This window comes from Sneathiella limimaris (assembly GCF_012932565.1).
GTDB classification, from domain to species: Bacteria; Pseudomonadota; Alphaproteobacteria; order Sneathiellales; family Sneathiellaceae; genus Sneathiella; species Sneathiella limimaris.
The window spans coordinates 2,325,241-2,348,060 of the sequence record NZ_JABBYJ010000001.1; the positions used below are offsets into that span (position 1 = coordinate 2,325,241).

Sequence of the window (22,820 nt, forward strand, 5' to 3'; positions counted from 1 at the left end):
TTTACGCATTACTTTAGTGATATGCTTAAAGTCGCTGATTAATGTTAATTTGAGGTTAAAAATATTTTCTAATGCACGCTCAGGTAACATTAAGGCTATCTAAATAAGAATATTAAACATATTTATGGTTAATGATTGTTGGGGTGCAATCAATTTTAGAAATATTTTAATGTTAAAATACTATTTGATAAATACATGTAATATATTGGTAATTTTAGATTTTATATTATTTTTTTATCGGTGGACTGATTGAAAATGGGTAAACAGTCTAAATCTATGATAGAAATCAAACAATTTTTTCTCATTTCAATATTTTGATTACACTAAATTACTGATTATATAATTATCTAAATGGTAGTACGCTGGTTTCACCAGTTATTGATTGATTTATATGGATTTAGTCATAGGAGTACCTGGATATGGGAGCTGCAAATCTGGCAATACATATTGGTAAACCGATGAGGTTGTTGCTTGTCAGTAAGCGGGAGCAGACCAAGGCGTTATTTCAGAATATGGTTGCCAGCAATCAGTTGCTTGCATTGGATGAAGTCAATCTGGATGAGGTTGGTGAAAAAGTAAAAAACAGTTCCTTGCCAACGCTGCTTGTTATTACAGAGCAGCGGCTTGATAAAGCCATGGTCGCGCAGATACAAAGATGGCAATCTGACTTACCTGCACATCAGTTCAGCATATTGTTTTTCCTAAAATCTCAGGATCTGAAAAATATCCCTGACGTTATCAATGCCAATTATTTTGACTATGCGTTGGAACCGGTGTCAGAACATGATTGTCAGGTTCGAATTGCCCTGGCGATTGAAAGGTTATTCCGTGAAGAAGCGTTTAATTTGATTGGTCAGCGGGATACCCTTACAGGCTTGTTGGGAAGATTGGCGTTTCTCGAGAGGGGAAGGGCTCTGTTTGCAAGTGCAGAAAGAGACCAAATCACCCTATCTTGCGTAATGCTCTCACTGGACGACGTAAGCTTCTCAGGCAATTCTTTACCTGAAACAGAGCAAGGGAAAATTCTACTGTCTGTTTCAGAAATTCTTGAGAAACGGCAAAGAGACACTGATTTACTGTGTCGGTATCGAGAAAACATATTTTGTATACTGGCCGTAAATATGCGGACCACACACCTTTATACCTTTATGGATGACTTAGCTCTTGCCGTTCAGTCGCAAAATTATATGGTCAAGGGGCATCCCCTGCAGATCAGTATTGGAGCAACCAATAAACTGGGACTGACACTTGATGCAATGCTTCGGCAGACAGAAGCGGCTCTATTGGAATCCATTAAAAAAGGTAACAATGCGATTACGGTTCAATCTGAAGCGTCAGAATTAGAGACCAATAGAAGGGCTGTTTAATTTCGTAAAAACGGTAAGTCGGTGAAGAATTCAACCCGTTCATGTGTGATCGGGTGAGTAAAGCTGAGAAAACTGGCATGGAGTTGCAGGCGGTCTGCCAATTTTATGATTTCAGGTGGTGCATATAAGGCATCCCCCAAAATTGGATGACCAATTGCCTGCATGTGAACCCTTAGCTGATGGGATCTTCCGGTAAAAGGCATAAGCCTTATGAGGCTACAAGCCTCTCTTTTTTCAAGTATTTGCCATTTCGTAAGTGCAGGCTTTCCTTTTTCTGGATCGACCTTCTGTTTGGGTCTGTTTGGCCAGTCAGCGATTAATGCAAGGTCAATGAGACCGCTTTGTTCTTTGGGGTAGCCCGAGACAAGGGCGTGATAGACTTTATAAACCTCTCTTTGTTGAAATGCTTTTCCAAGATGACTTTGTGCTCTTTTGGAAAGAGCAAAAAGAACAATGCCAGAGGTTTCCATATCCAGTCTGTGAACAACTTCAACTGTCGGAAATTGTTTTTGAAGGCGTGAATAGAGGCAATCCGCTTTTTCAGGTCCTCGGCCTGGAACCGTTAATAATCCAGAGGGCTTGTTTGCAATGAGAATGTGATCATCGCAAAAAAGAACCGGAGCATATGGCTCCTGTGGTGGGGTGTAAGAATTCATTGTCGGACCGATGTTGAATAACGGTTTTTTATCTTACACGGATAAATCCATCAAAGAAAAAGAGGCCGGCTTGACCGGCCTCAACGATATTTATGAATTTTTGAGCAAATCCTTGCCGATGATCTGTTTCATGATTTCTGATGAACCGCCCGCAATCCGGGTCATCCGGTTATCAGTCCATGCACGGGCAATCGGGTATTCCCACATATAGCCATAGCCACCATGAAGTTGAACGCACTCATCAAGGACCTGCATTAAAATTTCGGTCGTTTGAAGCTTGGCCATCGCAGCTGTTACAGCATCCAACTCACCTTTCAGATGATCCTCCAGGCAGCGATCAACGAAATAGCGAAGCATGACTGCCTGAGACTTTATTTCAGCTAATTTAAACTGAGTGTTCTGGAAATCAGCGATGGAACGACCAAATGCTTTTCGTTCACTCGTATAGGCAACAGTCCATTCAAGGGCAGCTTCAATAACGGCAACGGACCGGATGGCAATCACAAGTCTTTCCTGTGCCAATTGCTCCATTAATTGGTAGAAGCCTTTGCCTTCTTCACCAAGAATATTGGAGTAGGGAACACGTACATCATTAAAGAAAAGTTCTGAAGTGTCTTGCGCTTTATACCCAATTTTTTCCAGGTTACGGCCTCGCTCAAAACCCGCACGGTCTCCTTCCATCAGCAGAAGGCTGACCCCTTTACCCTTGGCTTCAGGATCTGTTTTGCAGGCCAGAACCACTAAATCTGCAATTTGGCCATTGCTGATAAAGACTTTTTGACCATTTACGACCAGATCATCGCCATCTCGAATAGCGGTTGTCCGGATATTCTGAAGATCTGATCCTGCACCGGGCTCTGTCATGGCAACAGCAGCAATAACTTCTCCTGAAACCAGTTTTGGGAGCCACTTTTTCTTCTGTTCTTCTGTACCGTAGTGCATCAGGTAAGGAGCAACGATCTCGGAGTGGAGGTGAAAAGCAGGTCCAGTTGCGCCAACTCTAGCGATTTCTTCACAGAAAATAGCGCTGTAGAGAAAATCTGCACCTGGTCCACCGTATTCTTCTGGAACCGTGCAGCAAAGGAAGCCTGCTTCTCCGGCTTCGCGCCAAACGGATTTTGGAACTTGTCCATCCTTTTCCCATTGGTCATGAAAAGGTGCAATCCGTTCTTCTGCGAACTTTCGGGCGGCTTGCTGAAAAATGCGATGGTCTTCTGTCAGAAGTCTGCGTGTCATTTGGAAACCCTATTTTCTTAATTTACTTTGTGGGATTTTGGGGCGATTTTTGATGATAATTGGTCAATAAGCAACCAAAAAGATAAGCTAGCTTAGTAATTTATTTTCCAATTTGACATTGTTTCCTGAAATTTACGCTATAAAGAATTATTAAGGTGGTAAGGTGTAATTTGTCCTGATTGACTACGGACAGGGGTTTTCGGGTATGACGTCACTTGAGACAACAGTGCAGATTGATAAAGGTTCCGCGGCAAAGGAGCGACTGCTACTTGTTGAGCATTCACCAATATATCTAGCGGTATTGGAAAGTTCACTGCGGGAAGTTTTCTCTGGTGAGATTGATGTTGTTCATCATTTCGATGATCTGGAAGAAAAATTATCCGCAAATCGCGACGACTATTTTTTGGCACTTGTATCTTCTGTTGTTCCAGGAGCAACCGACGGTGAAGCCCTCGAATTTGTTCATAAAAGCGGGATTTCGACGCTTGCGCTTGTAAATTCCTCACAGGTTGACTTAATTGCCCGAGTGAAAACACTGGGGATCGTTGATTATCTTATTAAAGAGAATGTTGGGGATCTCGACCTTGTTCGCCAGGCGGTAAAGCGTTTGGATAATAACAGGCACACAAAAGTGTTGGTCGCCGCAAGCCCGGAAACTTTGCGACAATCGGTTCGATATTCTCTGGAAAAGCATCTTTTTAAGGTGGTTGAGGTGGATAACCCTGATGCTGCTTTGAAAGCGGTTGAAAATAATCCATCCATTCGGTTGGTAATCGCTGGCTTTACCGAAACCGAGATGAAAAATTTTGACTTCATAAAGAAACTTCGGTTGGGGAGAGACCCAGAGGATCTCGCCATTGTTGGAATTGCGCCCAAAGATCATAACCGCTTTGCTGCAGACCTGATCCGTTTTGGCGCTGATGATTTCATTCAGACACCGTTGGATGCGGACGAGTTTGAAACCCGCGTAGCGATGAACATGAACAAAATGGATATGCTGAATGAACTGATGTTCAGAGCAACGACCGATTATCTGACCAAGCTTCCCAATCGGATGTTTTTTATGGACTCAGCGCCAAATTTGTTTGCAAGTGCTCAGCGCGGACAAATTACCATTGATATCGCTATGATCGACATGGATCGGTTTAAGCGGATCAACGATACTTATGGTCATGAGGCCGGTGATGAAATCCTGGCTGAAGTTGCTAACGCGCTGAAATCAATCCTTCGAAATACAGATATTCTTGCGCGCATGGGTGGGGAGGAGTTCTGCCTGCTGGCTGTTAATGTTGATAAAGACCACAGGGAAAGCTTTTTCAACAGCCTTCGTGAAGCGATTGCGACATTGCGATTTAACTATGGGGGTGAAGATGTCCGTGTGACGGCCAGTATGGGGATCGCTTCTGAACTGGGCAGTTCAATAGAGGACATGATCAATCGGGCTGATAAAGGACTTTATCAGGCGAAAAAACTCGGTCGCAATCAATGTGTTTTCGTGGACTAGCCTTATACGTGAAAAGATGAGCCGCAGCCGCAGCGTCCCTTTTCATTGGGGTTCACGAACGTGAATTTGGATTCAAGGCCTTTTTCTTCCCAATCCATCTCGGTGCCATTTACATACTGAATGGCATCTTCATCGACGAGCAGGCGTACCTTGCCAGTATCTACAATTGCGTCTGACTCTTTTTCTTCAGTCGCATAATCCATTGTGTAGGAAAGGCCATTGCAGCCTGTATTGGTAATGCCAATGCGCAAGCCAAGAACAGGCTTGTCATTTTGGGAAAGCAAGGTGCTTAGCCGGGCTTCGGCTTTTTCCGTCAATGTCATAATCTGTGCATCACTCATCAACTCACCTCTTTAAAACATACCCAAATCAAGTTTTGCGGCTTCTGACATATTATCAGGTGTCCAAGGCGGATCCCAGAGGATTTCAACCTCTACCTCAGAAATGCCTTCAACTTTTATCACTGCATCCCTTACCCAGCCAGGAATTTCCCCTGCAACAGGGCATCCAGGTGCTGTTAATGTCATGCCAACATATGTATGACCGCTTTCGTCGATATCAATGACGTAAATGAGGCCCAAATCATAAATACTGACAGGAATTTCAGGATCAAAAACTGTTCGCAAGGCTTCAATAATCTTGCCTTCGAGGGGCGAGGAGCTTGTTCCTTCCTGATAGGGGCCTGTCGCAACGGGTCTTTGTGTTTCAGATACGCTCATGATGAAAACTCCGTACTGGCCGGTTCTCTACCTTCCAGTGCAGCCATCAAGGCATGCCAGGGAAGAGTGGCGCATTTAACGCGCATAGGGAACTGGCGTACACCTGCCAATATTTGTAGCCGTTCAGCTTCTTCTGAAGGGTCATTGTTGTCCTGCTCGCTGGTGACGAGCTGATGAAATTCTGAAAACAGGGATTTGGCCTGTTCGACTGTTTTTCCTTTCAGAATATCTGTAAGCAATGATGCGGAAGCCATTGAAATAGCACACCCTTTTCCTTCAAAACTTATCTCCAGAATAGTTCCATTGTTATCCAGATTACAGAATATCGTAACCGTATCCCCGCAAAGCGGATTGTGGCCATGACCTGTATGCGTACAGGGAGAAATCTCCCCAAAATTTCGGGGATTCTTGGAATGATCTAGGATGACTTCCTGATATAGGGACTTCAGATCACTCATGATCAGCGAAAGAACTCCTGCACCATTTGAATAGATTTTACCAATTCGTCCACATCCTGCTTGTTGTTGTAGAGGGCGAACGAAGCCCGAACTGTTGACGGGACATCATAAAAATCCATCAAGGGCTGTGCACAATGATGTCCGACACGAACCGCAACACCAGCCTGATCGACAATGGTGCCAATATCATGGGGGTGAATACCGTCCATTGTGAAGGACACGATCGCAGCCTTGTGTTTGGCCTGACCAATAATCCTGACATTATTTAACTGGCCTAACTGTTCAGTCGCATATGCAAGCAAAGACTGTTCATGCGCGCCAATGGCGTCAAAACCAATACCGTTCGTATAGTCAATTGCAGTGCCAAGCCCGATTGCCTGGACAATCGGGGGTGTACCAGCTTCGAATTTGCTGTGGCCTGTTGCATAGGTTGTTTTTTCAAAAGTGACCCGGTTGATCATGTCACCGCCGCCTTGATAGGGCGGCATTTTCTCCAGCCACTTTTCTTTGCCGTAAAGAACACCAATGCCGGTTGGGGCAAAAATCTTATGGCCCGTGAAAACATAAAAATCCGCATCCAGATCTTGCACATCCACTTTCATATGGGGAATAGCCTGTGATCCATCGACCAGAACGGGAACGTCTTGCTGGTGGGCAATCTGGATGATTTCCTTGATGGGCGTCACGGTTCCAATTGCGTTGGACACATGAGTGATAGCTACGATCTTTGTTTTGTCAGTCAGGAGGTTTTTATATTCCTCCATCAATAACTCGCCGTTCTGATCAATTGGAACGGCCTTTACCGTTGCACCAACCCGTTCCGCGACGAGTTGCCACGGTACAATATTGGAGTGATGCTCAAGATAGGACAGAAGAATTTCATCGCCTTCACCAATGGCCATCTGGCCGAAGGACTGTGCGACCAGATTGATAGCTTCTGTCGTACTTTTGGTGAAGATAATTTCATCCAGACTTTCAGCATTCATATGGGCGCGAACTGTTTCCCGGGCGCCTTCATATAGTTCCGTGGATTTTTGGCTCAGATAATGGACACCCCGATGCACGTTGGCATAAGTCTGGCTGTAGGCTTTGTTGATCGCATCTAAGACGACTGTTGGTTTTTGTGCGGACGCACCACTATCCAGAAAAGTTAGCCGCTTGCCGTGGATTTTTTCTTTGAAGATCGGGAAATCCTCACGGATTTTTTCTACGTCAAATGTAGTCATGTCGTTCATCACTCGCCCCGATTTCCAGACAGCCAATTTGCCGCCAGTTGGGTGAAATAGGTTTTGATCTCAGGATGTTGAATCTCTTCCAGAACATCACCTAGAAAAGCTTCGATCAGCATTTGCCGAGCAGTATCTGGATCAATGCCACGAGCCATCAGATAAAACAGGGCATCTTCATCCAATTCACCGGATGTGGCGCCGTGACTGCATTTGACGTCATCAGCATAGATTTCTAGCTCTGGTTTGACTGAGACCTGTGAAGTATCTGACAAAAGCAACGCCTTACTTAGCTGATCACCTGATACTTTCTGCGCGTCTTCATGGATATGGATTTTACCCTGGAAAACACCATGTGCTTTGCCGTCCAGTACCCCCTTATAGATCTGTTTGCTTTCATTCTGAGGCACCAGATGCTCGGTCAAGGTTGTTGTATCGCAATGTTGTTGGCCACCGATGAGATAAGCGCCGTTTAACTCGCTGCACACGTCAGCGCCAATGATCCGTGTATGAAATTCATTGCGAGAGAGCTTCGATCCAAAGGACAGGCTGAAATTGCTGTATGTCGACCCAGTTGTCAGCTCTGCGTCGGTAAGGGCTAAATGATAAGCGTCTGTACTTTCATTCTGCAATTTGTAGTGGGAGAGTTCGGCGCCTTCCCCCAGCATGACTGTAGTCACCGGGTTGGAGAAATAACTTCCCGTGCCTTCGTGAATTTCGAAAAGTGTCAGAGAACTGTCTTTACCCATCAGGATCCGATTTCGAAGGTGTCGACCTTCGGTTCCATTATTATTCAGGAAGCGAATGACAAGAGGCGTATCGACCTGAGTTTCATCTTCAACATAGAGGCAGTATCCATCCTGCATAAAAGCAGTGTTCAGCAAATATAGGGAACGGTTTTCATCCTCCGGCAATGAAAGCGCCATGTCTTTTTGCAGATCCTCAGCAAAAGAAGAGAGGCGAACTCCATCCGGAAGGTTCGATAGTTTGCTGTGCTCAGCGGAAAAGACCCCGTCAATAAAAACGACTTCCAATTCAGTATGAAAATCAGCATTGGAGAGTGGGGAGGTGCCATCATTGGCGACCTCACCAAACTTTTTGCTGAACTCAGACAGATTGGTGAAGCGCCAGTCCTCGATCCGTTTGTTTGGAAAATCAGTTCCTTCAAATCGTTTTAGGCCTGATTTTCGAAGCGTTTCGATATGTCGATTGCCTGCACCCGGCAAAGTTTCAAGTGCCGTTTCAAATCGATCTACATATTTTTGGGCGAGGGGGGATAATGTCTTCATCTGTTCATCCTTGGTCGGAAAGCTGCAGGTTCAGAGCAGGTTAAGCTGCACTAATATCTGCATATCCTTTTTCCTCCAGTTCCAGCGCCAGTGTCTTATCGCCTGATTTGACAATCTTGCCGTCTGCCAGCACATGCACGAAATCGGGAACGATGTAGTCCAGCAGTCGCTGATAATGAGTGATGACAAGTGCTGATCTCTCCGGTGAGCGAAGCCGGTTCACTCCATCCGCTGCAATCTTCAGGGCGTCAATATCAAGACCACTATCTGTTTCATCCAGGATCATCAAACTTGGCTCCAGCAAAGACATTTGCAGAACCTCATTTCGTTTTTTCTCACCGCCGGAGAAGCCCACATTTACAGGCCGCTTCAACATATCATCTTTAATGTCCAGCTCTTTGGATTTTTCCCGAACAAGTTTCAAAAATTGCATGGCATCAAGTTCTTCCTCTCCGCGGAACTTACGTTGCGCGTTAAGGGCCGTTTTAAGGAAAGTCGCTGAGGCAACACCGGGGATTTCAACCGGATACTGAAAGGCTAGAAAAACACCGCTACAGGCACGCTCATCCGGATCCATCTCCAGGAGATCTTTCCCCATATAGGTGACGGATCCGGATGTGACCTCATATCCATCCCGCCCGGAAAGAACGTAGGATAAAGTGCTTTTACCAGCACCATTTGGGCCCATGATCGCATGGACTTCACCAGGGTTGATGGTGAGGCTAATGCCTTTTAGGATTTCCTTGCCATGCACTGTGGCGTGAAGGTCTTTAATTTCCAACATTTTGATCTAGCTCTCGATCTAAAAACATACTGTAACGAGGGTTTGGCAGTTGGTTTTTTTAACCAACGCTGCCTTCCAGACTGATCCCAACCAGTTTCTGGGCCTCGACTGCGAATTCCATAGGCAGCTTTTGCAATACGTCCTTACAAAAGCCATTTACAATCAGCGCCATGCTTTCTTCTTCAGAAAGCCCACGCTGCTGACAATAGAATAGTTGCTCTTCACTCACCTTTGAGGTGGTCGCCTCATGTTCAATTTTGGCAGAGCGGTTCTGGTTCTCAATATAAGGAACCGTATGAGCGCCGCACCGGTCGCCAATAAGCAAGCTGTCACAAACCGTGTGATTGCGTGCGTTATCTGCTTTACGGCCCATCCGAACAAGACCACGATATGTGCTTTGGGCGCGACCAGCAGAAATACCCTTGGAGATGATGGTGCTCGTGGTGTTTTTACCCAAATGGATCATCTTCGTCCCGGTATCAGCCTGCTGCAGGTTGTTGGTAATCGCGATAGAATAAAATTCACCGACTGAATTATCGCCCTGCAAGATACAGGAAGGGTATTTCCAAGTAACAGCTGAACCGGTTTCAACTTGTGTCCAGCTAACTTTGGAATTTGCGCCCCGGCAGGCCGCACGTTTTGTCACAAAGTTATAAATTCCACCCTTGCCGTTTTCATCACCAGGATACCAGTTCTGAACAGTGGAATATTTAATCTCTGCATTTTCCAGGGCCACCAGTTCAACGACCGCTGCATGAAGCTGATTTTCATCCCGCATCGGTGCGGTGCAACCTTCCAGATAACTGACATAGCTGTCGTCATCAGCGATAATGAGGGTCCGTTCGAACTGGCCTGTTTGCGCTGCGTTAATCCGGAAGTAGGTGCTTAGCTCCATGGGGCAGCGCACACCTTTCGGAATGTAAACGAATGAGCCATCTGTAAAGACTGCACAGTTTAGCGTTGCGTAGTAATTGTCTGTATAGGGAACCACTGAGCCCAGATATTTTTTCACAAGATCTGGATGCTTCTGAATGGCTTCTGAAATGGGGCAAAAAATTACCCCTTCCTTCTCCAGCCGTTCACGGAAGGTAGTCGCAACTGAGACGCTGTCAAATACGGCGTCCACAGCGACATTTGATGCCCCTTCAACACCTGCGAGGACTTCCTGCTCTTTGAGCGGAATACCGAGCTTGTTGTAGACTTCAAGGATTTCCGGATCCACTTCATCAAGGCTTTTGATTTTGTCTTTTTTCTTTGGAGCCGAGTAATAATAGATATCCTGAAAATCGATCTTCGGATAATTGACTTTCGCCCAGTCGGGCTCTTCCATTTCAAGCCAATACCGATAGGCTTTCAGACGCCATTCCAGCATCCATTCCGGCTCTTCTTTTTTAGTCGAAATGAAGCGAATGATATCTTCATTAAGCCCTTTTGGGGCTGTTTCTGCTTCAATGTCGCTGACAAATCCGTATTTGTATTTTTCTGATACGGATGCAACTTGTTCAACAGTTTCCTGGCTAACAGCCATCGCTCACTCCGTTACATTGAGGCTCGGCAAACCACTTGCAGCGGTTTTGTTGAGCCTGGGTAGGGGGGCAGAACTGCCCTGACACATATCGGCCAGGGTGACTTCTTCCATTGCAGTATTAATGGCACGATTGATTTTTTCCCAACCGCCGCGCATGGGGCAACATTCTTCAACTGAGCAGTCGTCGTGACTTGTATCTACGCAAGATGTAACAGCAACTGGTCCTTCTAAAACTCTCACAATTTCGGCAATAGAAATCTCGGTCGGTTTACGATCCAGCCGGTATCCTCCATGGGCACCTCGAATAGATGTCAAAAGGTTACTTTTGGACAAAATGCGCAGGATTTTGGCGGCCGTCGGAACGGTCAACCCGGTGTGTAGAGATAAATCCGGTGCTGTCATGACGCGCCCTTCGATCCGTGCCATTTCTGACATGATCACAACGCCATAGTCTGTCATTTTGCTCAGTTTAATCATCTTGGAATTAATATCGTACCAATTTAGTCTGAATTCAAGGGGGTATAACAGACAAAAATGGTCTTGTATAGAAAAAGATGAGGCCGCACAATAGCGGAGTCTGTGAAATTTAAGTCGATACAAAACAATGGCTTAGGCGGATATTTGATCACTGGTTTTTGCAATTGATTTTCATTATTAATAGAGCTATTGGAGGCTTAATAAATTGGGGAGGGTAAATTCGAATCCATGAGTTATGATATAAAAGGCGCAATCCCAATCTTAAGAATTTTTGATATTGAGAAAGCGAGAGAATTTTATCTCGACTTCTTAGGGTTCGAGGAGGACTGGCTGCATCAGCCTGAGGAGCAACCTACTTATCGTCAAATTTCCAGAGATGGTTTAGTCCTTCATCTCACAGAACATTACGCGGATAGTGTCCCTGGGGTGCGTATATTTATTCCAACGGGTGATATTGAGGGTTTCCATCAGGAGCTCCACTTGAAATCGTTTAAATTTGCCAATCCAGGCTTGGATACGGTTCCTTGGGGTGTTGAGTTCACCGTGACAGACCCGTTTGGAAATCGCCTGACTTTTTGTAAACAACAATCTGGAGAATAGCTGCTGACTTTCCTCGAACTTTGTGTAAGTTACAAATCAGTTTAAATTACGGGGCAAGCGGTTATGAATTTCACTGAAAAAGTTGACCATTGCAGGGCATGTTTAAGTCCGAATATCAAAGATACAGTGAAACAGGATGAGATGCAGTTCAGCGAATGCTCCGACTGTGGTTTTATCTTTATGAACCCAATGATTGATCAGGCAAGTATCGCTGCTTATTACAGAGACTATCCAGGAACTGCGAGCTACAAGCGAAAAGCAGATAAAAAGTTCCGCCGGGCTAGAAGCCGAATGAGGCGTTTGTCAAAGAAGATCTCCGGTGGTCGTTTCTTGGATATTGGCTGCAGTGCGGGTTTTGTGGTCAAGGCGGCTCAAGAAAAGGGGTTCAACGCTTACGGTATTGATCTAAGTGAAGAAGCCATTGAATACGGTAAGCAAGAGTTCCCTGGGTGTCACTTTGATATTATGGCGATTGAACAGGCGGCAGATCAGTATGAGCCTTTTGACCTGCTATATACATCAGAAGTGATTGAACATGTTCTGGATCCTGACAGCTTTGCAGATAGTCTGTCCAGGTTGATGAAGCCTGGTTCCCTCGTTTACCTCACCACGCCAGATGCAGGACATATTTTCAGGCCGAAAGATATTAAGGCGTGGCATGAATTCAAACCCCCTGAGCATTGTCTCTATTTTACAAAAAAGGCTCTACAAATCTTGTTCGCCAGGCATGGTATTCAGTTGATCCGAAAAACTCTAACCAATAAGACAGGGCTTAAAATCCTGGCGCGGAAGGTTTGAGGATTTTCCAGTATGAGACAAAAGAAGATCCTCTTTGTTACCTCTAATAGGCTTGGAGATGCGGTCCTGACGACAGGTGTGCTTGAGCATTTGATCTCAGAAGAACCAGATGCTCTTGTGACAATAGTTTGCGGGCATATCCCGGCAGAGATTTTTCGAAGTAACCCCAAGGTTCATCTGGTTGTTGCCATCAAGAAGCGGAAATATAGTCTTCATTGGTGGGATGCTTTTAAGGCAATTGACGGTATTTATTGGGACCGAATTGTTGATTTTCGGGGAAGCCCTCTTGGGTTTCTACCTTGTCGAAAGAGACATATCTGGTCGTCTCCACCTGATGATGAGGCCAAGACGCTATCCAATGCTAAGATGATTGGGCTTCAACAACCAATACCCCCTTTGATCAGGACTAACGGTTTTCACCTCCGATCAGATTTAACGCAAGCTCTTTCGGATGATCCGGTTCTGGCGATCGGACCAACAGCTAATCACCCCTTAAAACAGTGGGATGCAGATAATTATGCAAATCTTGCCAGGTCTTTGACGTCAGAGACGGGAATATTGCCCGGCGCTAAGATCATGATTTTTGGTGCCCCGGGAGAAGAAGAGCAGGCTGAGAAAGTCATCGGCCAATTGCCTGCCAAACAAGTTTTAAACTTTGTGGGCAAAACCAATCCGATGGAGGCGGCAGCTTTGATTTCCAAAGCAAAGCTTTTTATTGGAAATGACTCGGGCCTGATGCACACAGCGCTGGCGGTGAAGGTGCCCACAGTTGCACTGTTTGGCATCGGTAAACCCAAGGTTTACGGGCCTATTGGTCCAAATAGTTTATGTTTAGTCGGCTCCCCCGCAGGGGAGGACATTACGACCAAAACAGTTACAGATCCCAATGGTCAAATCAAAAGAATAGAGAGACTTCCGCTTGAAGTTGTTCTGGAACAGGTCCAAACTTTCTACCAGTCACTGAAAGAGTAATCTTTCAAATCCAAAAATAATAACCTGAGAACAGGGAGGAAGCATGACTGCGCTAGAGGGACATTATGACTGGGATGCAATATTAAGTGGTCTGAACCAGTATTTAAGAATTCGGGCCACTCCTATCGGAATGAAATTATTCGAGACTGTTGAGGAGATGGAGGCGATTGATCGGATCAGACGCCCAAACTCAATTCATACAGCGGATCAGATCGTCGGACAGGCTTGCCGTCTGGGCTGGACCGTTGGGGCAACTGCCGAAGATTTCGTCGGTTCTCAATGTGGGGCGGTTCTGGGCTTGCATCCGCAGGACGCTGAATGGGAAAAAGGGGAGCGATATGTTGGTGTTTGGTGGGAGAGCCCGGAAGATACCAAAAAACACCAGCAGGAAATGACAGTGGTGCCTTTTGGAAAATACAAGGCCATGGCTGTCTCCCCATTGACGACTGGGCGGTTAGATCCACCGGATATATGTCTTATTTATGCGACGCCTGCGCAGATGATCCTGTTCATCAATGGATTGCAATGGGCTGGATATAAAAAACTTGATTTCTCGGTGGTTGGGGAAAGCTCCTGCGCTGATAGTTGGGGACGGGCTTTGTCAACTGGTGAACCTAGTCTATCTCTGCCCTGTTTTGCGGAGCGTCGCTATGGCGGGGTGATGGAGGATGAATTGCTCATGGCAATCCCGCCGGCATATCTACCCAAAACCATTGAAGGGCTGGCTAAGCTTGCCAAAAATGGACTTCGTTACCCCATTCCACCTTACAGTGTCCAGAATGATGCCCGGGCAGGTCTAGGTTATAGTTACGGAAATAAGTAGGACAGTTTGTGTCGAATTTCTTGTTTGTTTACGGAACCTTGCGGCGTGATTTCCCGGGACCAATGATCAAAGAAGTCCGCCGTTATTGCCAGTTTGTTGAAACGGGTACTGTTAGAGGAAAGCTTTATGATCTTGGATCCTATCCCGGGTTTGTAGATGTGAAGAAGGATGCAATAGACATTGTGGGTGATATCATGGAGCTGAAATCACCAGATGCACTTGCTGTTTTTGATGAGTATGAGGAATGCGGTCCCAGCGACCCAAAGCCATGGCCATATGTCCGAAAACGATTGCCAGTTTTGGGGGCGGGGGGCAAAAAACGGTCTGCTTGGGTGTATCTCTACACCAGATCCACAGTAGGTTTTACTGAGATCAATTCAGGTGATTTCCTAACCTACTGGTGTAAGTAAGAAGGGGAACGTATTGTTCCCCTTAGGTTATTTTGTTCCAATGTGAACTTCACCGCGTCGCTTGGCAAGTTCAATCTGCTTTTGCCGTTCAGCGAACCTAGTCTTTTTCTCTTCTGTCAGTTCGTCGTAGCAATGGGGACATGAAATCCCTTTAACATACTTATCTGATGCCATGTCTTCTTCTGTAATAGGGTAACGACAGGCATAGCACTGATCATACGAGCCTTTTTCCAGTTTGTGATTGACGGTAACCCGTTGATCAAACACAAAGCATTCGCCTTCCCATGTGGTTTCTTCCTCTGGGACATCTTCAAAATACTGCAGGATGCCGCCTTCCAGATGATAGACTTCCTCGAACCCTTCGCGGAGCAGGTAAGAAGTCGATTTTTCACATCGAATGCCGCCAGTGCAGAACATCGCAACCTTCTTGTGTTTCTCTGGATCCAGGTTTTCTTTTACATACTGTTTGAATTCACGGAAAGTTTCTGTCTTTGGGTTGATGGCTCCTTTAAAAGTGCCAACCTGAACCTCATAGTCATTGCGGGTGTCTACTAGTAGAACTTCGGGATCCGCGATCAGGTCATTCCAATCCTTTGGTTTGACATAGGCCCCAACCATTTTATTGGGGTCTGTACCCGGTGCACCAAGTGTTACAATCTCTTTTTTCAGCCGGACTTTCATTCTGTAGAACGGCTGTTCCTCGTTGATCGCTTCTTTATGACTTAAATCAGCAAGCCGCTCATCACTTTTGAGATATGCAAGAAGCGTATCTATGCCCTCACGAGGGCCAGCGACGGTTCCGTTGATCCCTTCCTCAGCCAATAGCAATGTCCCTTGGATATTATTGTCCAAACAGACTTTCAGCAGCTTAGCCTGGATTTCCTTGTAATCCGGCAGGTTCACAAATTTATAGAGTGCAGCAACGACATACATGAGCGTATTCCAAAATTTAACTAGCCAATTCGCAAATCCGGCGAGCAGGTCATTTTTCAGGGATCTTATATAAACAGGCGACCGAAGATGCAAGTCAGGGATTGCAATTGCGATATAAGGTCGCAGGTGATAGAAGCGCTAAAGTTTTTCAATTGGTATATCAAGAATTATGGCAGCACCTATTCTCGCTTTGCAGGACGCACGTATCACATTCGGTGGTGGTGATCTGTTCAATAACATTTCTTTGGCTGTTGAGCCGGGCATGAGGATTGCTCTGGTTGGGCGAAACGGATCTGGCAAATCGACCCTGTTAAAAGCAATAGCTGGAGAAATAGAATTGGATGGCGGGGACCGGTTTGTTCAAACTGGTATTCGGGTTGGATATTTGCGTCAACAGCCAGAGGTCATAGCAGGTCGGTCTGTGTTTGATCAGGTTTATCAGGGCCTGCCCGAGGATCTTCAGGCCGATGGGCAGGATTATAGCTATCTGGTTGACCAGGTTCTCGAAGGTGTTGGTATTAATGGGGACCGGCTACTTGAAACACTCTCTGGCGGGGAAGCGCGCCGGGTTTCGCTTGCAGAGGCGTTGGTTTCTGAGCCTGATGTTCTGCTACTTGATGAGCCGACAAACCATCTCGATATCAAAACAATTCTTTGGCTTGAGGAAGAGCTGAAAACGTATAAAGGCGCCTTGTTGATCATCAGCCATGATCGCCAGTTCCTCAAAAACCTGACAAATCGCCTCTTCTGGCTTGATCGTGGAAAACTCAGAACCCACGGTAAAGGCTTCGCTGCGTTTGAAGAGTGGTCAGAGGAAATTCTGAGAGCTGAAGAGGTGGAAACGCGAAAACTGGATAAGCGGATCGCGGAAGAGACTGACTGGTCACGTAAAGGGATTACTGCTCGCCGTGCGCGAAATGAAGGCCGCTTACGTGCATTGCATCGGATGCGGGCTGAGAGGGCTGAGCGAACCGGTCGGGTCGGAAAAGCGCGGCTTGAGGTTGCTTCCGGAGAAAAGAGCGGCAAGGTAGTTGTAGAAGCGGACGGCATCTCAAAATTTTATGAGACTGCGGAAGGTGAGCAGAAAACAATTATCAAGAATTTCTCGACCCGGATCATGCGAGGCGATCGCGTTGGAATTATCGGAGAGAACGGAGCAGGAAAAACCACTCTTCTGAAAATGTTGACGGGTGAGTTGCAGCCAGACGAAGGGGTTGTGAAGCTTGGAACAAACCTGACGCCAGCCATATTTGATCAACAGCGGGAAAGTTTGGATCCCGAAGAAAGTCTCTGGGATACCCTTGCAGATCCAGGCAGCGGCCAGTTGTTGGTGAAGGGTGAAGTTAGGCATGTGGTGGCTTATTTACGGGATTTCCTGTTCGAGGAAAAACAGGCAAAGAGTCCCGTTAAATCGTTATCTGGCGGAGAAAAAAATAGGTTGTTGCTTGCGAAGTTGTTGGCGCGCGAGAGCAATTTCCTTGTTTTGGATGAGCCGACCAATGACCTGGATATGGAAACGCTTGATCTCTTACAGGACATGCTGAGTAGTTATGAAGGGACCCTTATCCTAATTAGTCATGATCGTGAGTTTTTGGATCAGTTAGTGACGTCCGTGATTGCTGTTGAGGGTGAGGGACGTGTAGATGAGTATGTAGGCGGATATACTGATTATGTCCGGCAACGCCAAGAGCAGGAAAAGCCAGTTTCTTCTCCATCTAAACCCGTTCAGGTTCAGGCTGAAAAACCTAAAAAAGCGCGGGCAAAATTGAGTTACAAGGACCAGCGTGAACTGGATATGCTTCCCGATCTTCTCGCTCAACTGGAAGAACAGATTGCTAAACTGGAAGCCGAAATGTCAGATCCTAATCTTTTTGCCAAAAATCCAGATAAATTCCAAAAAGTGATGGATGCGCTGACTGAAGCCAAAGGCAAGTATGAGCAATCTGAGGAACGTCTTCTGGAATTGGAAATTCTGCAAGAAGAGTTGAGTGGCGGGTCCTCTTAATCTGACTAGCCGGCGATAGGCAGCTCTATATCTGTTTTCCGGGCAGGCACGGGAGTTAATCCACAGGTCCTGAGGACAGTCGTAATAATGGCGTTGGTGGCTTCTTCAAAATCAGCTTCTTCAAGCTTGTTCTCCCGACCGAGAACGGAAGCCCACTGAATTTCAAAGTCAGCCCAGGTTTGTGTCATTGCCCATATGTGAAAGATCAGTTTCTTGCTGTCAACGGGGGCCATTTTTCCTTGTTCAATCCATTTGTCTAAAATGGCCGATTTATAATCCACCCATTCTTTTAGATCTCCGGACAGATAAGGTTTGATCCGCGGAGCACCTCTGATCAGTTCGTTCGCAAAAACGCGAGAGGCTTCTGGTCGGTTTTTCGAAAGCTCCATTTTGGCGCGAATGTAATCTGCAAGAGTGAGTGCAGGATCGTCCTCTTCTGTAATCTCGCGAAAGGAGGATAGCCATAGTTCTACGATATCATCAATGACGGTTCGATAGAGTTTGGCTTTGGTGCCAAAGTAGTAGTGGACATTTGCTTTAGGCAGACCAGCTTCCTCCGCGATATCGGCAGTCGTAGCACCCCGAAAGCCGTTGGCCGCAAAAACCTTTTCAGCGGCGGCAAGTATCTTTTTTCTGTTTTCCTGTCGGATTCGTCCTTGATTTGAGGATGCAGAGGACGCTTCTTTGGATTTCGTCATTTTTTAAGTCAGCCTGTAACCGGTATTGGGAACATATTTTGGCTTGAACCGCTAATTTTTTGCAAGTTTTAATCACTCAAACAAATTTGTGTCCACTTTCGGCGATCCAGATCGTCTGATTCTCCGTTGTGGGTAAATGTCTATTTTTTTCTGGTTAGTTCCAGATCAGTTACGCCTAAAAAATCATCGAATGATATAAAAGTCGCCAAAATTAGAAATTTTTAATTTCCTTTAGGCCCAGAATTCTGCGGGTTATAAATAAGTGAACAATTAATCTTGACCATTTGGTCAGATTTTGACTATGGTTTTTCTCAGGGAACAAACCGGGCAAAACCGGTGGGTTATTAACTGGGCTAGAAAGAGAAAAACATGGGTGGTATCGCCGATATCGCGGCGGGCAGGTTGTCCGCTGACGAATTGTCAAAAAACTTTGACGACATGTATCCGGCTTTAGGAGAAGCTAAGGCACATATCGAAGCTAATCGTTGCTATTTTTGTTACGACGCACCTTGTATGGAGGCTTGTCCTACCGGAATTGATATTCCGAACTTCATTCGTAAAATTCAGACAGGGAACTATCGGGGATCTGCGATTGATATTTTGACTGAGAATATCATGGGCGGTGCCTGTGCACGTGTATGTCCGACTGAAATCCTCTGTGAGGAAGTCTGTGTCCGACAAACTCAGGAAGGAAAGCCCGTTACGATTGGCCGTTTGCAGCGATTTGCAACTGACTGGCTGATGGCAACGAAAGAGCAGCCTTTTGAACGTGCACCTTCCTCAGGCAAGACGGTTGCGGTTGTCGGTGCCGGACCGGCAGGCTTATCAGCCGCCCACCGCCTGGCTATGCTCGGGCATGATGTGGAGGTATTTGAGGCCAAAGCAAAATCTGGCGGCCTGAATGAATACGGTATTGCTGCCTATAAACTTCCTCATGGGATTGCCCAGGAAGAAGTTGATTTCATTCTCTCTATCGGTGGCATTACGGTTCACCATAATATGGCGCTTGGCTCACAAATTAGTCTGGCAGAATTGCATAAGAAATTTGATGCAGTCTTTATCGGAACTGGACTTGGCGCGGTTCGCTCGCTCGGTTTTGAAAACGAAAGCCTTAAAGGGGTTTTTAACGCGGTCGATTACATTGCAGATCTTCGCCAGTCTGAAACAAAGGCGGATCTTGAAATTGGTCGAAAGATTGTCGTAATTGGCGGTGGCAATACCGCGATTGATATCGCTGTTCAAGCGAAGCGCTTGGGAGCTGAAGAAGTGACCCTCTGTTATCGTCGGGGTGCAGAAGATATGAGCGCAACCCACCATGAACAGGAATATGCGCAGCTTAACGGGGTTACCATACGTCATTACGTAAAACCGGTTTCTCTTCAGGAAGAGAATGGTTCAGTTTCGGGCGTAACATTTGAATATACTGAAAAAGCGGCGGACGGATCTTTGGCAGGTACTGGTGAGAAATTCACACTGGCTGCCAATATGGTGTTCAAAGCAATCGGTCAGGTCTTCATTCCGGATCCGGTAACAGAGGAGGCTACTTCACTGGAGATCCTGGATGGTCGTATCAAGGTGGATGACAATCGGGCGACCTCCGTTCCCGGTGTTTACGCCGGAGGCGACTGTATTCTCGGGGGGGAAGACCTGACCGTAGCTGCTGTCCAGGATGGGAAGCTGGCCGCACATGCAATTGATCAATATTTAAAAGCCTAACCGGGGATAAGGGACCAAGAAGATGGCAGATCTGAGCTATGATTTTGTAGGAATTAAATCACCCAATCCCTTCTGGTTGGCAAGTGCACCGCCAACTGACAAGGAAATAAATGTTGTTCGGGCTTTTGAGGCCGGTTGGGGTGGCGTTGTATGGAAAACTTTGGGAGAAGACCCGCCTGTAGTTAATGTGTCGTCCCGGTATGGCGCGACTCATTACAACGGGCAGCGTATGGCTGGCCTGAATAATATCGAGTTGATCACAGATCGGCCCCTAGATGTGAATCTGGAAGAAATTACGCGCGTCAAGAAAGACTGGCCAGATCGTGCAATGGTTGTCTCTCTTATGGTGCCCTGTGAGGAGGAGCCTTGGAAGTATATCCTTAACCGGGTTGCAGAGACGGGCGCCGATGGGGTGGAACTCAACTTTGGTTGCCCGCACGGGATGTCCGAACGTGGCATGGGCGCAGCAGTTGGTCAGGTTCCTGAATATGTCCAGATGGTCACGGAATGGTGTAAAAAACATTCCGATATGTCTGTGATTGTAAAGCTCACACCGAACATTACAGATATTCGTCAATCCGCTCGGGCAGCTGTGCGTGGTGGAGCCGATGCTGTCTCACTGATCAACACAATCAATTCAATCGTGAATATTGATCTGGACATCATGGCGCCGACACCAACTGTTGATGGCAAGGGAGCTCATGGTGGTTATTGCGGACCGGCAGTTAAACCTATTGCATTGAACATGGTTGCTGAAATTGCCCGGGATCCTGAATGTGAGAACATTCCTATGTCTGGCATTGGAGGCATTTCCAACTGGAGAGATGCTGCTGAATTTATTTCATTAGGGTGCGGATCTGTTCAGGTGTGCACAGCTGCAATGCATCACGGTTTCAAGATTGTTGATGATATGAAAACCGGTCTCAGCAACTGGATGGATAGCAAGGGCTATAAGTCTATCGATGATTTCCGTGGGCTCGCTTCGGGCAATGTCACCGATTGGAACCAGTTGAATATGAACTATGACGTAAAAGCGCTCATTGATCAGGATAAATGTATCAAATGCGGTCTGTGTCATATTTCTTGCGAAGATACATCTCACCAGGCGATTACAGCGAGTCGTGTTAATGGTGAGCGGCGATATGAAGTGGTGGATGAAGAATGCGTGGGTTGTAATCTGTGCTACCATGTATGCCCGGTTGAGAATTGTATTACGATGGTAGAGGTGGATAATGGCAAGCCTTACATGAACTGGAACCAGGATCCAAGAAACCCTCACTCAAAAGCAGCAGAGTAAAGCGAATAATTATGAAAAATATGGCAGTAAAGGGCGACCGTTTGTGGGACAGCCTGATGGATATGGCAAAAATTGGCGGCACAGAAAAAGGCGGCTGTTGCCGGCTTGCCCTGACGGATGTGGATAAAGAGGGGCGCGACCTCTTCGTTCAATGGTGCAAGGATGCAGGCTGTACGATTAAAATCGATAAAATGGGGAATATCTTCGCGCGTCGGGCAGGGGTGAACGATGATCTTCCGCCAGTAATGATGGGCTCTCATCTCGATACCCAACCAACGGGTGGTAAGTATGACGGGGTTTTTGGGGTGCTCGCAGGTCTTGAAGTGCTTCGAACCCTTAATGATTTCGACGTTAAAACTGAAAATCCGGTCGAGGTCGCTGTTTGGACGAATGAAGAAGGGTCCCGGTTTGCTCCGGCTATGGTGTCTTCGGGGGTTTTCGCCGGTGTTTTTGATTTGGAATACGGCCTGAGCCGTGCGGATCTTGATGGTAAGACCATGGGCGAAGAGCTTGAGCGAATTGGTTATGCCGGACCGGAAGAGGTCGGTGGACGTGAGATCAAGGCTTTCTTTGAGGCCCATATCGAGCAAGGGCCTATTTTGGAGCATGAAGAAAAAACCATTGGGGTTGTTAAAGGGGCGCAAGGTCAACGGTGGTATGAAATTACCATCACAGGGCAGGAAGCTCATGCGGGTCCAACCCCTATGGCCCGCCGGAAAGATGCGCTCGTCGCGGCCTCGAAAATTGTTCAAGAAGTTAATCGTATTGGGTTTGAAAATCAGCCTTTCGCCTGTGCAACTGTTGGCTTGATGAACGTAACACCAAATTCGCGGAACACTATTCCAGGTGAAGTTTTCTTCACTGTTGATTTCCGTCATCCAGATGATGAAATCCTCTCAAAGATGGATGAGCAGTTACGCTCTTTTTCAGAAAAGGTTGCCAGCGAAGGTGGCTACGAAATGAAATTTGAGCAAATTTGGTACTCACCACCTGTTGCTTTTGATGATGATTGCGTCAACGCCGTGCGATTTGGTGCGGAGCAGGCCGGGTATTCTCATATGGATATCATTTCTGGTGCAGGTCATGATGCTTGCTATATCAACCGTGTAGCACCCACCGGCATGATTTTTGTTCCTTGCGAAAATGGCATCAGTCATAATGAGGAAGAAGAGGCGACACCGGAAGATCTAGCAGCAGGATGTAATGTGTTGTTGCATGCTGTTGTGGAACGGGCCACAGTAGCGTAATAGTATTAAAAATAGGCAAGCGGCGAAATGACTGACAGGGTTCGCCGCTTCCCATATGTGTAACAGGGGATTTTGCA

General features: G+C 46.4%; 23 protein-coding genes. 11 read left to right on the top strand and 12 right to left on the bottom strand.

The window, feature by feature from the left end:
- Window positions 1-419 precede the first annotated feature (419 nt).
- Window positions 420-1,367 carry a GGDEF domain-containing protein gene (locus HH301_RS11315; protein ID WP_169569011.1) on the top strand — a complete coding sequence of 316 codons (948 nt, stop codon included), beginning with the start codon at window positions 420-422 and terminating at the stop codon, window positions 1,365-1,367.
- On the opposite strand, the gene HH301_RS11320 is transcribed toward HH301_RS11315, so the two are convergent.
- Window positions 1,364-2,023 carry an RluA family pseudouridine synthase gene (locus HH301_RS11320; protein ID WP_169569012.1) on the bottom strand — a complete coding sequence of 220 codons (660 nt, stop codon included), beginning with the start codon at window positions 2,021-2,023 and terminating at the stop codon, window positions 1,364-1,366. The genes HH301_RS11315 and HH301_RS11320 overlap by 4 nt on opposite strands.
- A gap of 90 nt (window positions 2,024-2,113) precedes the next feature.
- The gene (locus HH301_RS11325; protein ID WP_169569013.1) at window positions 2,114-3,259 is read right to left on the bottom strand and encodes an acyl-CoA dehydrogenase family protein; all 1,146 of its coding nucleotides are present in this window, start codon (window positions 3,257-3,259) and stop codon (window positions 2,114-2,116) included.
- A 205-nt stretch (window positions 3,260-3,464) separates the two neighbouring features.
- Between HH301_RS11325 and HH301_RS11330 the strand changes: the two genes are divergently transcribed.
- Window positions 3,465-4,763: a diguanylate cyclase gene (locus HH301_RS11330; RefSeq protein WP_169569014.1), complete on the top strand. Its 1,299-nt coding sequence runs from the start codon at window positions 3,465-3,467 to the stop codon at window positions 4,761-4,763.
- 2 nt (window positions 4,764-4,765) lie between these two features.
- Here the strand turns inward: HH301_RS11330 and HH301_RS11335 are convergent, their stop codons facing one another.
- From HH301_RS11335 to HH301_RS11370, 8 genes are all read right to left on the bottom strand, one after another.
- Complete coding sequence (locus HH301_RS11335; RefSeq protein WP_169569015.1) at window positions 4,766-5,104, bottom strand: HesB/IscA family protein; 339 nt, start codon at window positions 5,102-5,104, stop codon at window positions 4,766-4,768.
- Window positions 5,105-5,116: 12 nt separating this feature from the next.
- Window positions 5,117-5,482, bottom strand: coding sequence for an SUF system Fe-S cluster assembly protein (locus tag HH301_RS11340; RefSeq protein ID WP_169569016.1), 366 nt, complete (start codon window positions 5,480-5,482; stop codon window positions 5,117-5,119).
- A complete protein-coding gene (sufU, locus tag HH301_RS11345) occupies window positions 5,479-5,940 on the bottom strand; it encodes a Fe-S cluster assembly sulfur transfer protein SufU (RefSeq protein ID WP_169569017.1) in 462 nt (153 codons plus the stop codon). Before sufU ends, HH301_RS11340 begins: the two co-directional genes overlap by 4 nt.
- Window positions 5,941-5,942: 2 nt before the next feature.
- Window positions 5,943-7,166 (bottom strand): aminotransferase class V-fold PLP-dependent enzyme, encoded by a 1,224-nt coding sequence (locus HH301_RS11350; RefSeq protein WP_169569564.1) that lies wholly within the window; start codon window positions 7,164-7,166, stop codon window positions 5,943-5,945.
- Window positions 7,167-7,174: 8 nt separating this feature from the next.
- A complete protein-coding gene (sufD, locus tag HH301_RS11355) occupies window positions 7,175-8,455 on the bottom strand; it encodes a Fe-S cluster assembly protein SufD (RefSeq protein WP_169569018.1) in 1,281 nt (426 codons plus the stop codon).
- A gap of 40 nt (window positions 8,456-8,495) precedes the next feature.
- Window positions 8,496-9,236 (bottom strand): Fe-S cluster assembly ATPase SufC, encoded by a 741-nt coding sequence (sufC, locus tag HH301_RS11360; RefSeq protein WP_420821186.1) that lies wholly within the window; start codon window positions 9,234-9,236, stop codon window positions 8,496-8,498.
- Between the two features lie 61 nt (window positions 9,237-9,297).
- Window positions 9,298-10,767 carry a Fe-S cluster assembly protein SufB gene (gene sufB, locus HH301_RS11365; protein ID WP_169569020.1) on the bottom strand — a complete coding sequence of 490 codons (1,470 nt, stop codon included), beginning with the start codon at window positions 10,765-10,767 and terminating at the stop codon, window positions 9,298-9,300.
- Window positions 10,768-10,770: 3 nt separating this feature from the next.
- A complete protein-coding gene (locus HH301_RS11370; RefSeq protein WP_169569021.1) occupies window positions 10,771-11,244 on the bottom strand; it encodes an SUF system Fe-S cluster assembly regulator in 474 nt (157 codons plus the stop codon).
- A 228-nt stretch (window positions 11,245-11,472) separates the two neighbouring features.
- Here HH301_RS11370 and HH301_RS11375 point away from each other — a divergent pair, with 228 nt between their 5' ends.
- The 5 genes from HH301_RS11375 (at window position 11,473) to HH301_RS11395 (ending at window position 14,847) form a co-directional block, all read left to right on the top strand.
- Window positions 11,473-11,844: a glyoxalase superfamily protein gene (locus tag HH301_RS11375; protein ID WP_169569022.1), complete on the top strand. Its 372-nt coding sequence runs from the start codon at window positions 11,473-11,475 to the stop codon at window positions 11,842-11,844.
- Between the two features lie 63 nt (window positions 11,845-11,907).
- Complete coding sequence (locus HH301_RS11380; protein WP_169569023.1) at window positions 11,908-12,642, top strand: class I SAM-dependent methyltransferase; 735 nt, start codon at window positions 11,908-11,910, stop codon at window positions 12,640-12,642.
- Window positions 12,643-12,654: 12 nt separating this feature from the next.
- Window positions 12,655-13,614 (top strand): glycosyltransferase family 9 protein, encoded by a 960-nt coding sequence (locus HH301_RS11385; protein WP_169569024.1) that lies wholly within the window; start codon window positions 12,655-12,657, stop codon window positions 13,612-13,614.
- 43 nt (window positions 13,615-13,657) lie between these two features.
- Window positions 13,658-14,437, top strand: a complete 780-nt coding sequence (locus HH301_RS11390) for a DUF169 domain-containing protein (protein ID WP_169569025.1) — start codon at window positions 13,658-13,660, stop codon at window positions 14,435-14,437.
- Between the two features lie 8 nt (window positions 14,438-14,445).
- Window positions 14,446-14,847, top strand: a complete 402-nt coding sequence (locus tag HH301_RS11395) for a gamma-glutamylcyclotransferase (RefSeq protein ID WP_169569026.1) — start codon at window positions 14,446-14,448, stop codon at window positions 14,845-14,847.
- A gap of 27 nt (window positions 14,848-14,874) precedes the next feature.
- Here the strand turns inward: HH301_RS11395 and trhO are convergent, their stop codons facing one another.
- Window positions 14,875-15,780 (bottom strand): oxygen-dependent tRNA uridine(34) hydroxylase TrhO, encoded by a 906-nt coding sequence (gene trhO, locus HH301_RS11400; RefSeq protein ID WP_169569027.1) that lies wholly within the window; start codon window positions 15,778-15,780, stop codon window positions 14,875-14,877.
- 169 nt (window positions 15,781-15,949) lie between these two features.
- Between trhO and HH301_RS11405 the strand changes: the two genes are divergently transcribed.
- A complete protein-coding gene (locus HH301_RS11405) occupies window positions 15,950-17,785 on the top strand; it encodes an ATP-binding cassette domain-containing protein (protein WP_169569028.1) in 1,836 nt (611 codons plus the stop codon).
- Window positions 17,786-17,790: 5 nt separating this feature from the next.
- Here the strand turns inward: HH301_RS11405 and HH301_RS11410 are convergent, their stop codons facing one another.
- Window positions 17,791-18,483, bottom strand: a complete 693-nt coding sequence (locus HH301_RS11410; protein WP_169569029.1) for a TetR/AcrR family transcriptional regulator — start codon at window positions 18,481-18,483, stop codon at window positions 17,791-17,793.
- 369 nt (window positions 18,484-18,852) lie between these two features.
- Between HH301_RS11410 and HH301_RS11415 the strand changes: the two genes are divergently transcribed.
- From HH301_RS11415 to HH301_RS11425, 3 genes are read left to right on the top strand one after another with little or no spacing between them, the layout of a single operon-like run.
- Window positions 18,853-20,199: an NAD(P)-dependent oxidoreductase gene (locus HH301_RS11415; RefSeq protein WP_169569030.1), complete on the top strand. Its 1,347-nt coding sequence runs from the start codon at window positions 18,853-18,855 to the stop codon at window positions 20,197-20,199.
- A gap of 22 nt (window positions 20,200-20,221) precedes the next feature.
- The gene (gene preA / locus HH301_RS11420) at window positions 20,222-21,496 is read left to right on the top strand and encodes an NAD-dependent dihydropyrimidine dehydrogenase subunit PreA (protein ID WP_169569031.1); all 1,275 of its coding nucleotides are present in this window, start codon (window positions 20,222-20,224) and stop codon (window positions 21,494-21,496) included.
- A gap of 11 nt (window positions 21,497-21,507) precedes the next feature.
- Window positions 21,508-22,743 (top strand): Zn-dependent hydrolase, encoded by a 1,236-nt coding sequence (locus HH301_RS11425; protein WP_169569032.1) that lies wholly within the window; start codon window positions 21,508-21,510, stop codon window positions 22,741-22,743.
- The last annotated feature ends 77 nt before the right edge of the window (window positions 22,744-22,820 follow it).

Bases quoted from the DNA above. Each gene is read 5' to 3' on its own strand.
- HH301_RS11390 (WP_169569025.1), top strand. From the start codon at position 13,658: ATGACTGCGCTAGAGGGACATTATGACTGGGATGCAATATTAAGTGGT.
- HH301_RS11385 (WP_169569024.1), top strand. From the start codon at position 12,655: ATGAGACAAAAGAAGATCCTCTTTGTTACCTCTAATAGGCTTGGAGAT.
- HH301_RS11340 (WP_169569016.1), bottom strand. From the start codon at position 5,482: ATGAGCGTATCTGAAACACAAAGACCCGTTGCGACAGGCCCCTATCAG.
- HH301_RS11410 (WP_169569029.1), bottom strand. From the start codon at position 18,483: ATGACGAAATCCAAAGAAGCGTCCTCTGCATCCTCAAATCAAGGACGA.
- sufB (WP_169569020.1), bottom strand. From the start codon at position 10,767: ATGGCTGTTAGCCAGGAAACTGTTGAACAAGTTGCATCCGTATCAGAA.
- HH301_RS11320 (WP_169569012.1), bottom strand. From the start codon at position 2,023: ATGAATTCTTACACCCCACCACAGGAGCCATATGCTCCGGTTCTTTTT.
- HH301_RS11350 (WP_169569564.1), bottom strand. From the start codon at position 7,166: ATGACTACATTTGACGTAGAAAAAATCCGTGAGGATTTCCCGATCTTC.
- HH301_RS11405 (WP_169569028.1), top strand. From the start codon at position 15,950: ATGGCAGCACCTATTCTCGCTTTGCAGGACGCACGTATCACATTCGGT.
- HH301_RS11415 (WP_169569030.1), top strand. From the start codon at position 18,853: ATGGGTGGTATCGCCGATATCGCGGCGGGCAGGTTGTCCGCTGACGAA.
- preA (WP_169569031.1), top strand. From the start codon at position 20,222: ATGGCAGATCTGAGCTATGATTTTGTAGGAATTAAATCACCCAATCCC.
- HH301_RS11315 (WP_169569011.1), top strand. From the start codon at position 420: ATGGGAGCTGCAAATCTGGCAATACATATTGGTAAACCGATGAGGTTG.
- HH301_RS11425 (WP_169569032.1), top strand. From the start codon at position 21,508: ATGAAAAATATGGCAGTAAAGGGCGACCGTTTGTGGGACAGCCTGATG.
- HH301_RS11375 (WP_169569022.1), top strand. From the start codon at position 11,473: ATGAGTTATGATATAAAAGGCGCAATCCCAATCTTAAGAATTTTTGAT.
- sufD (WP_169569018.1), bottom strand. From the start codon at position 8,455: ATGAAGACATTATCCCCCCTCGCCCAAAAATATGTAGATCGATTTGAA.
- HH301_RS11325 (WP_169569013.1), bottom strand. From the start codon at position 3,259: ATGACACGCAGACTTCTGACAGAAGACCATCGCATTTTTCAGCAAGCC.
- HH301_RS11330 (WP_169569014.1), top strand. From the start codon at position 3,465: ATGACGTCACTTGAGACAACAGTGCAGATTGATAAAGGTTCCGCGGCA.
- trhO (WP_169569027.1), bottom strand. From the start codon at position 15,780: ATGTATGTCGTTGCTGCACTCTATAAATTTGTGAACCTGCCGGATTAC.
- HH301_RS11380 (WP_169569023.1), top strand. From the start codon at position 11,908: ATGAATTTCACTGAAAAAGTTGACCATTGCAGGGCATGTTTAAGTCCG.
- sufU (WP_169569017.1), bottom strand. From the start codon at position 5,940: ATGAGTGATCTGAAGTCCCTATATCAGGAAGTCATCCTAGATCATTCC.
- HH301_RS11335 (WP_169569015.1), bottom strand. From the start codon at position 5,104: ATGAGTGATGCACAGATTATGACATTGACGGAAAAAGCCGAAGCCCGG.
- HH301_RS11370 (WP_169569021.1), bottom strand. From the start codon at position 11,244: ATGATTAAACTGAGCAAAATGACAGACTATGGCGTTGTGATCATGTCA.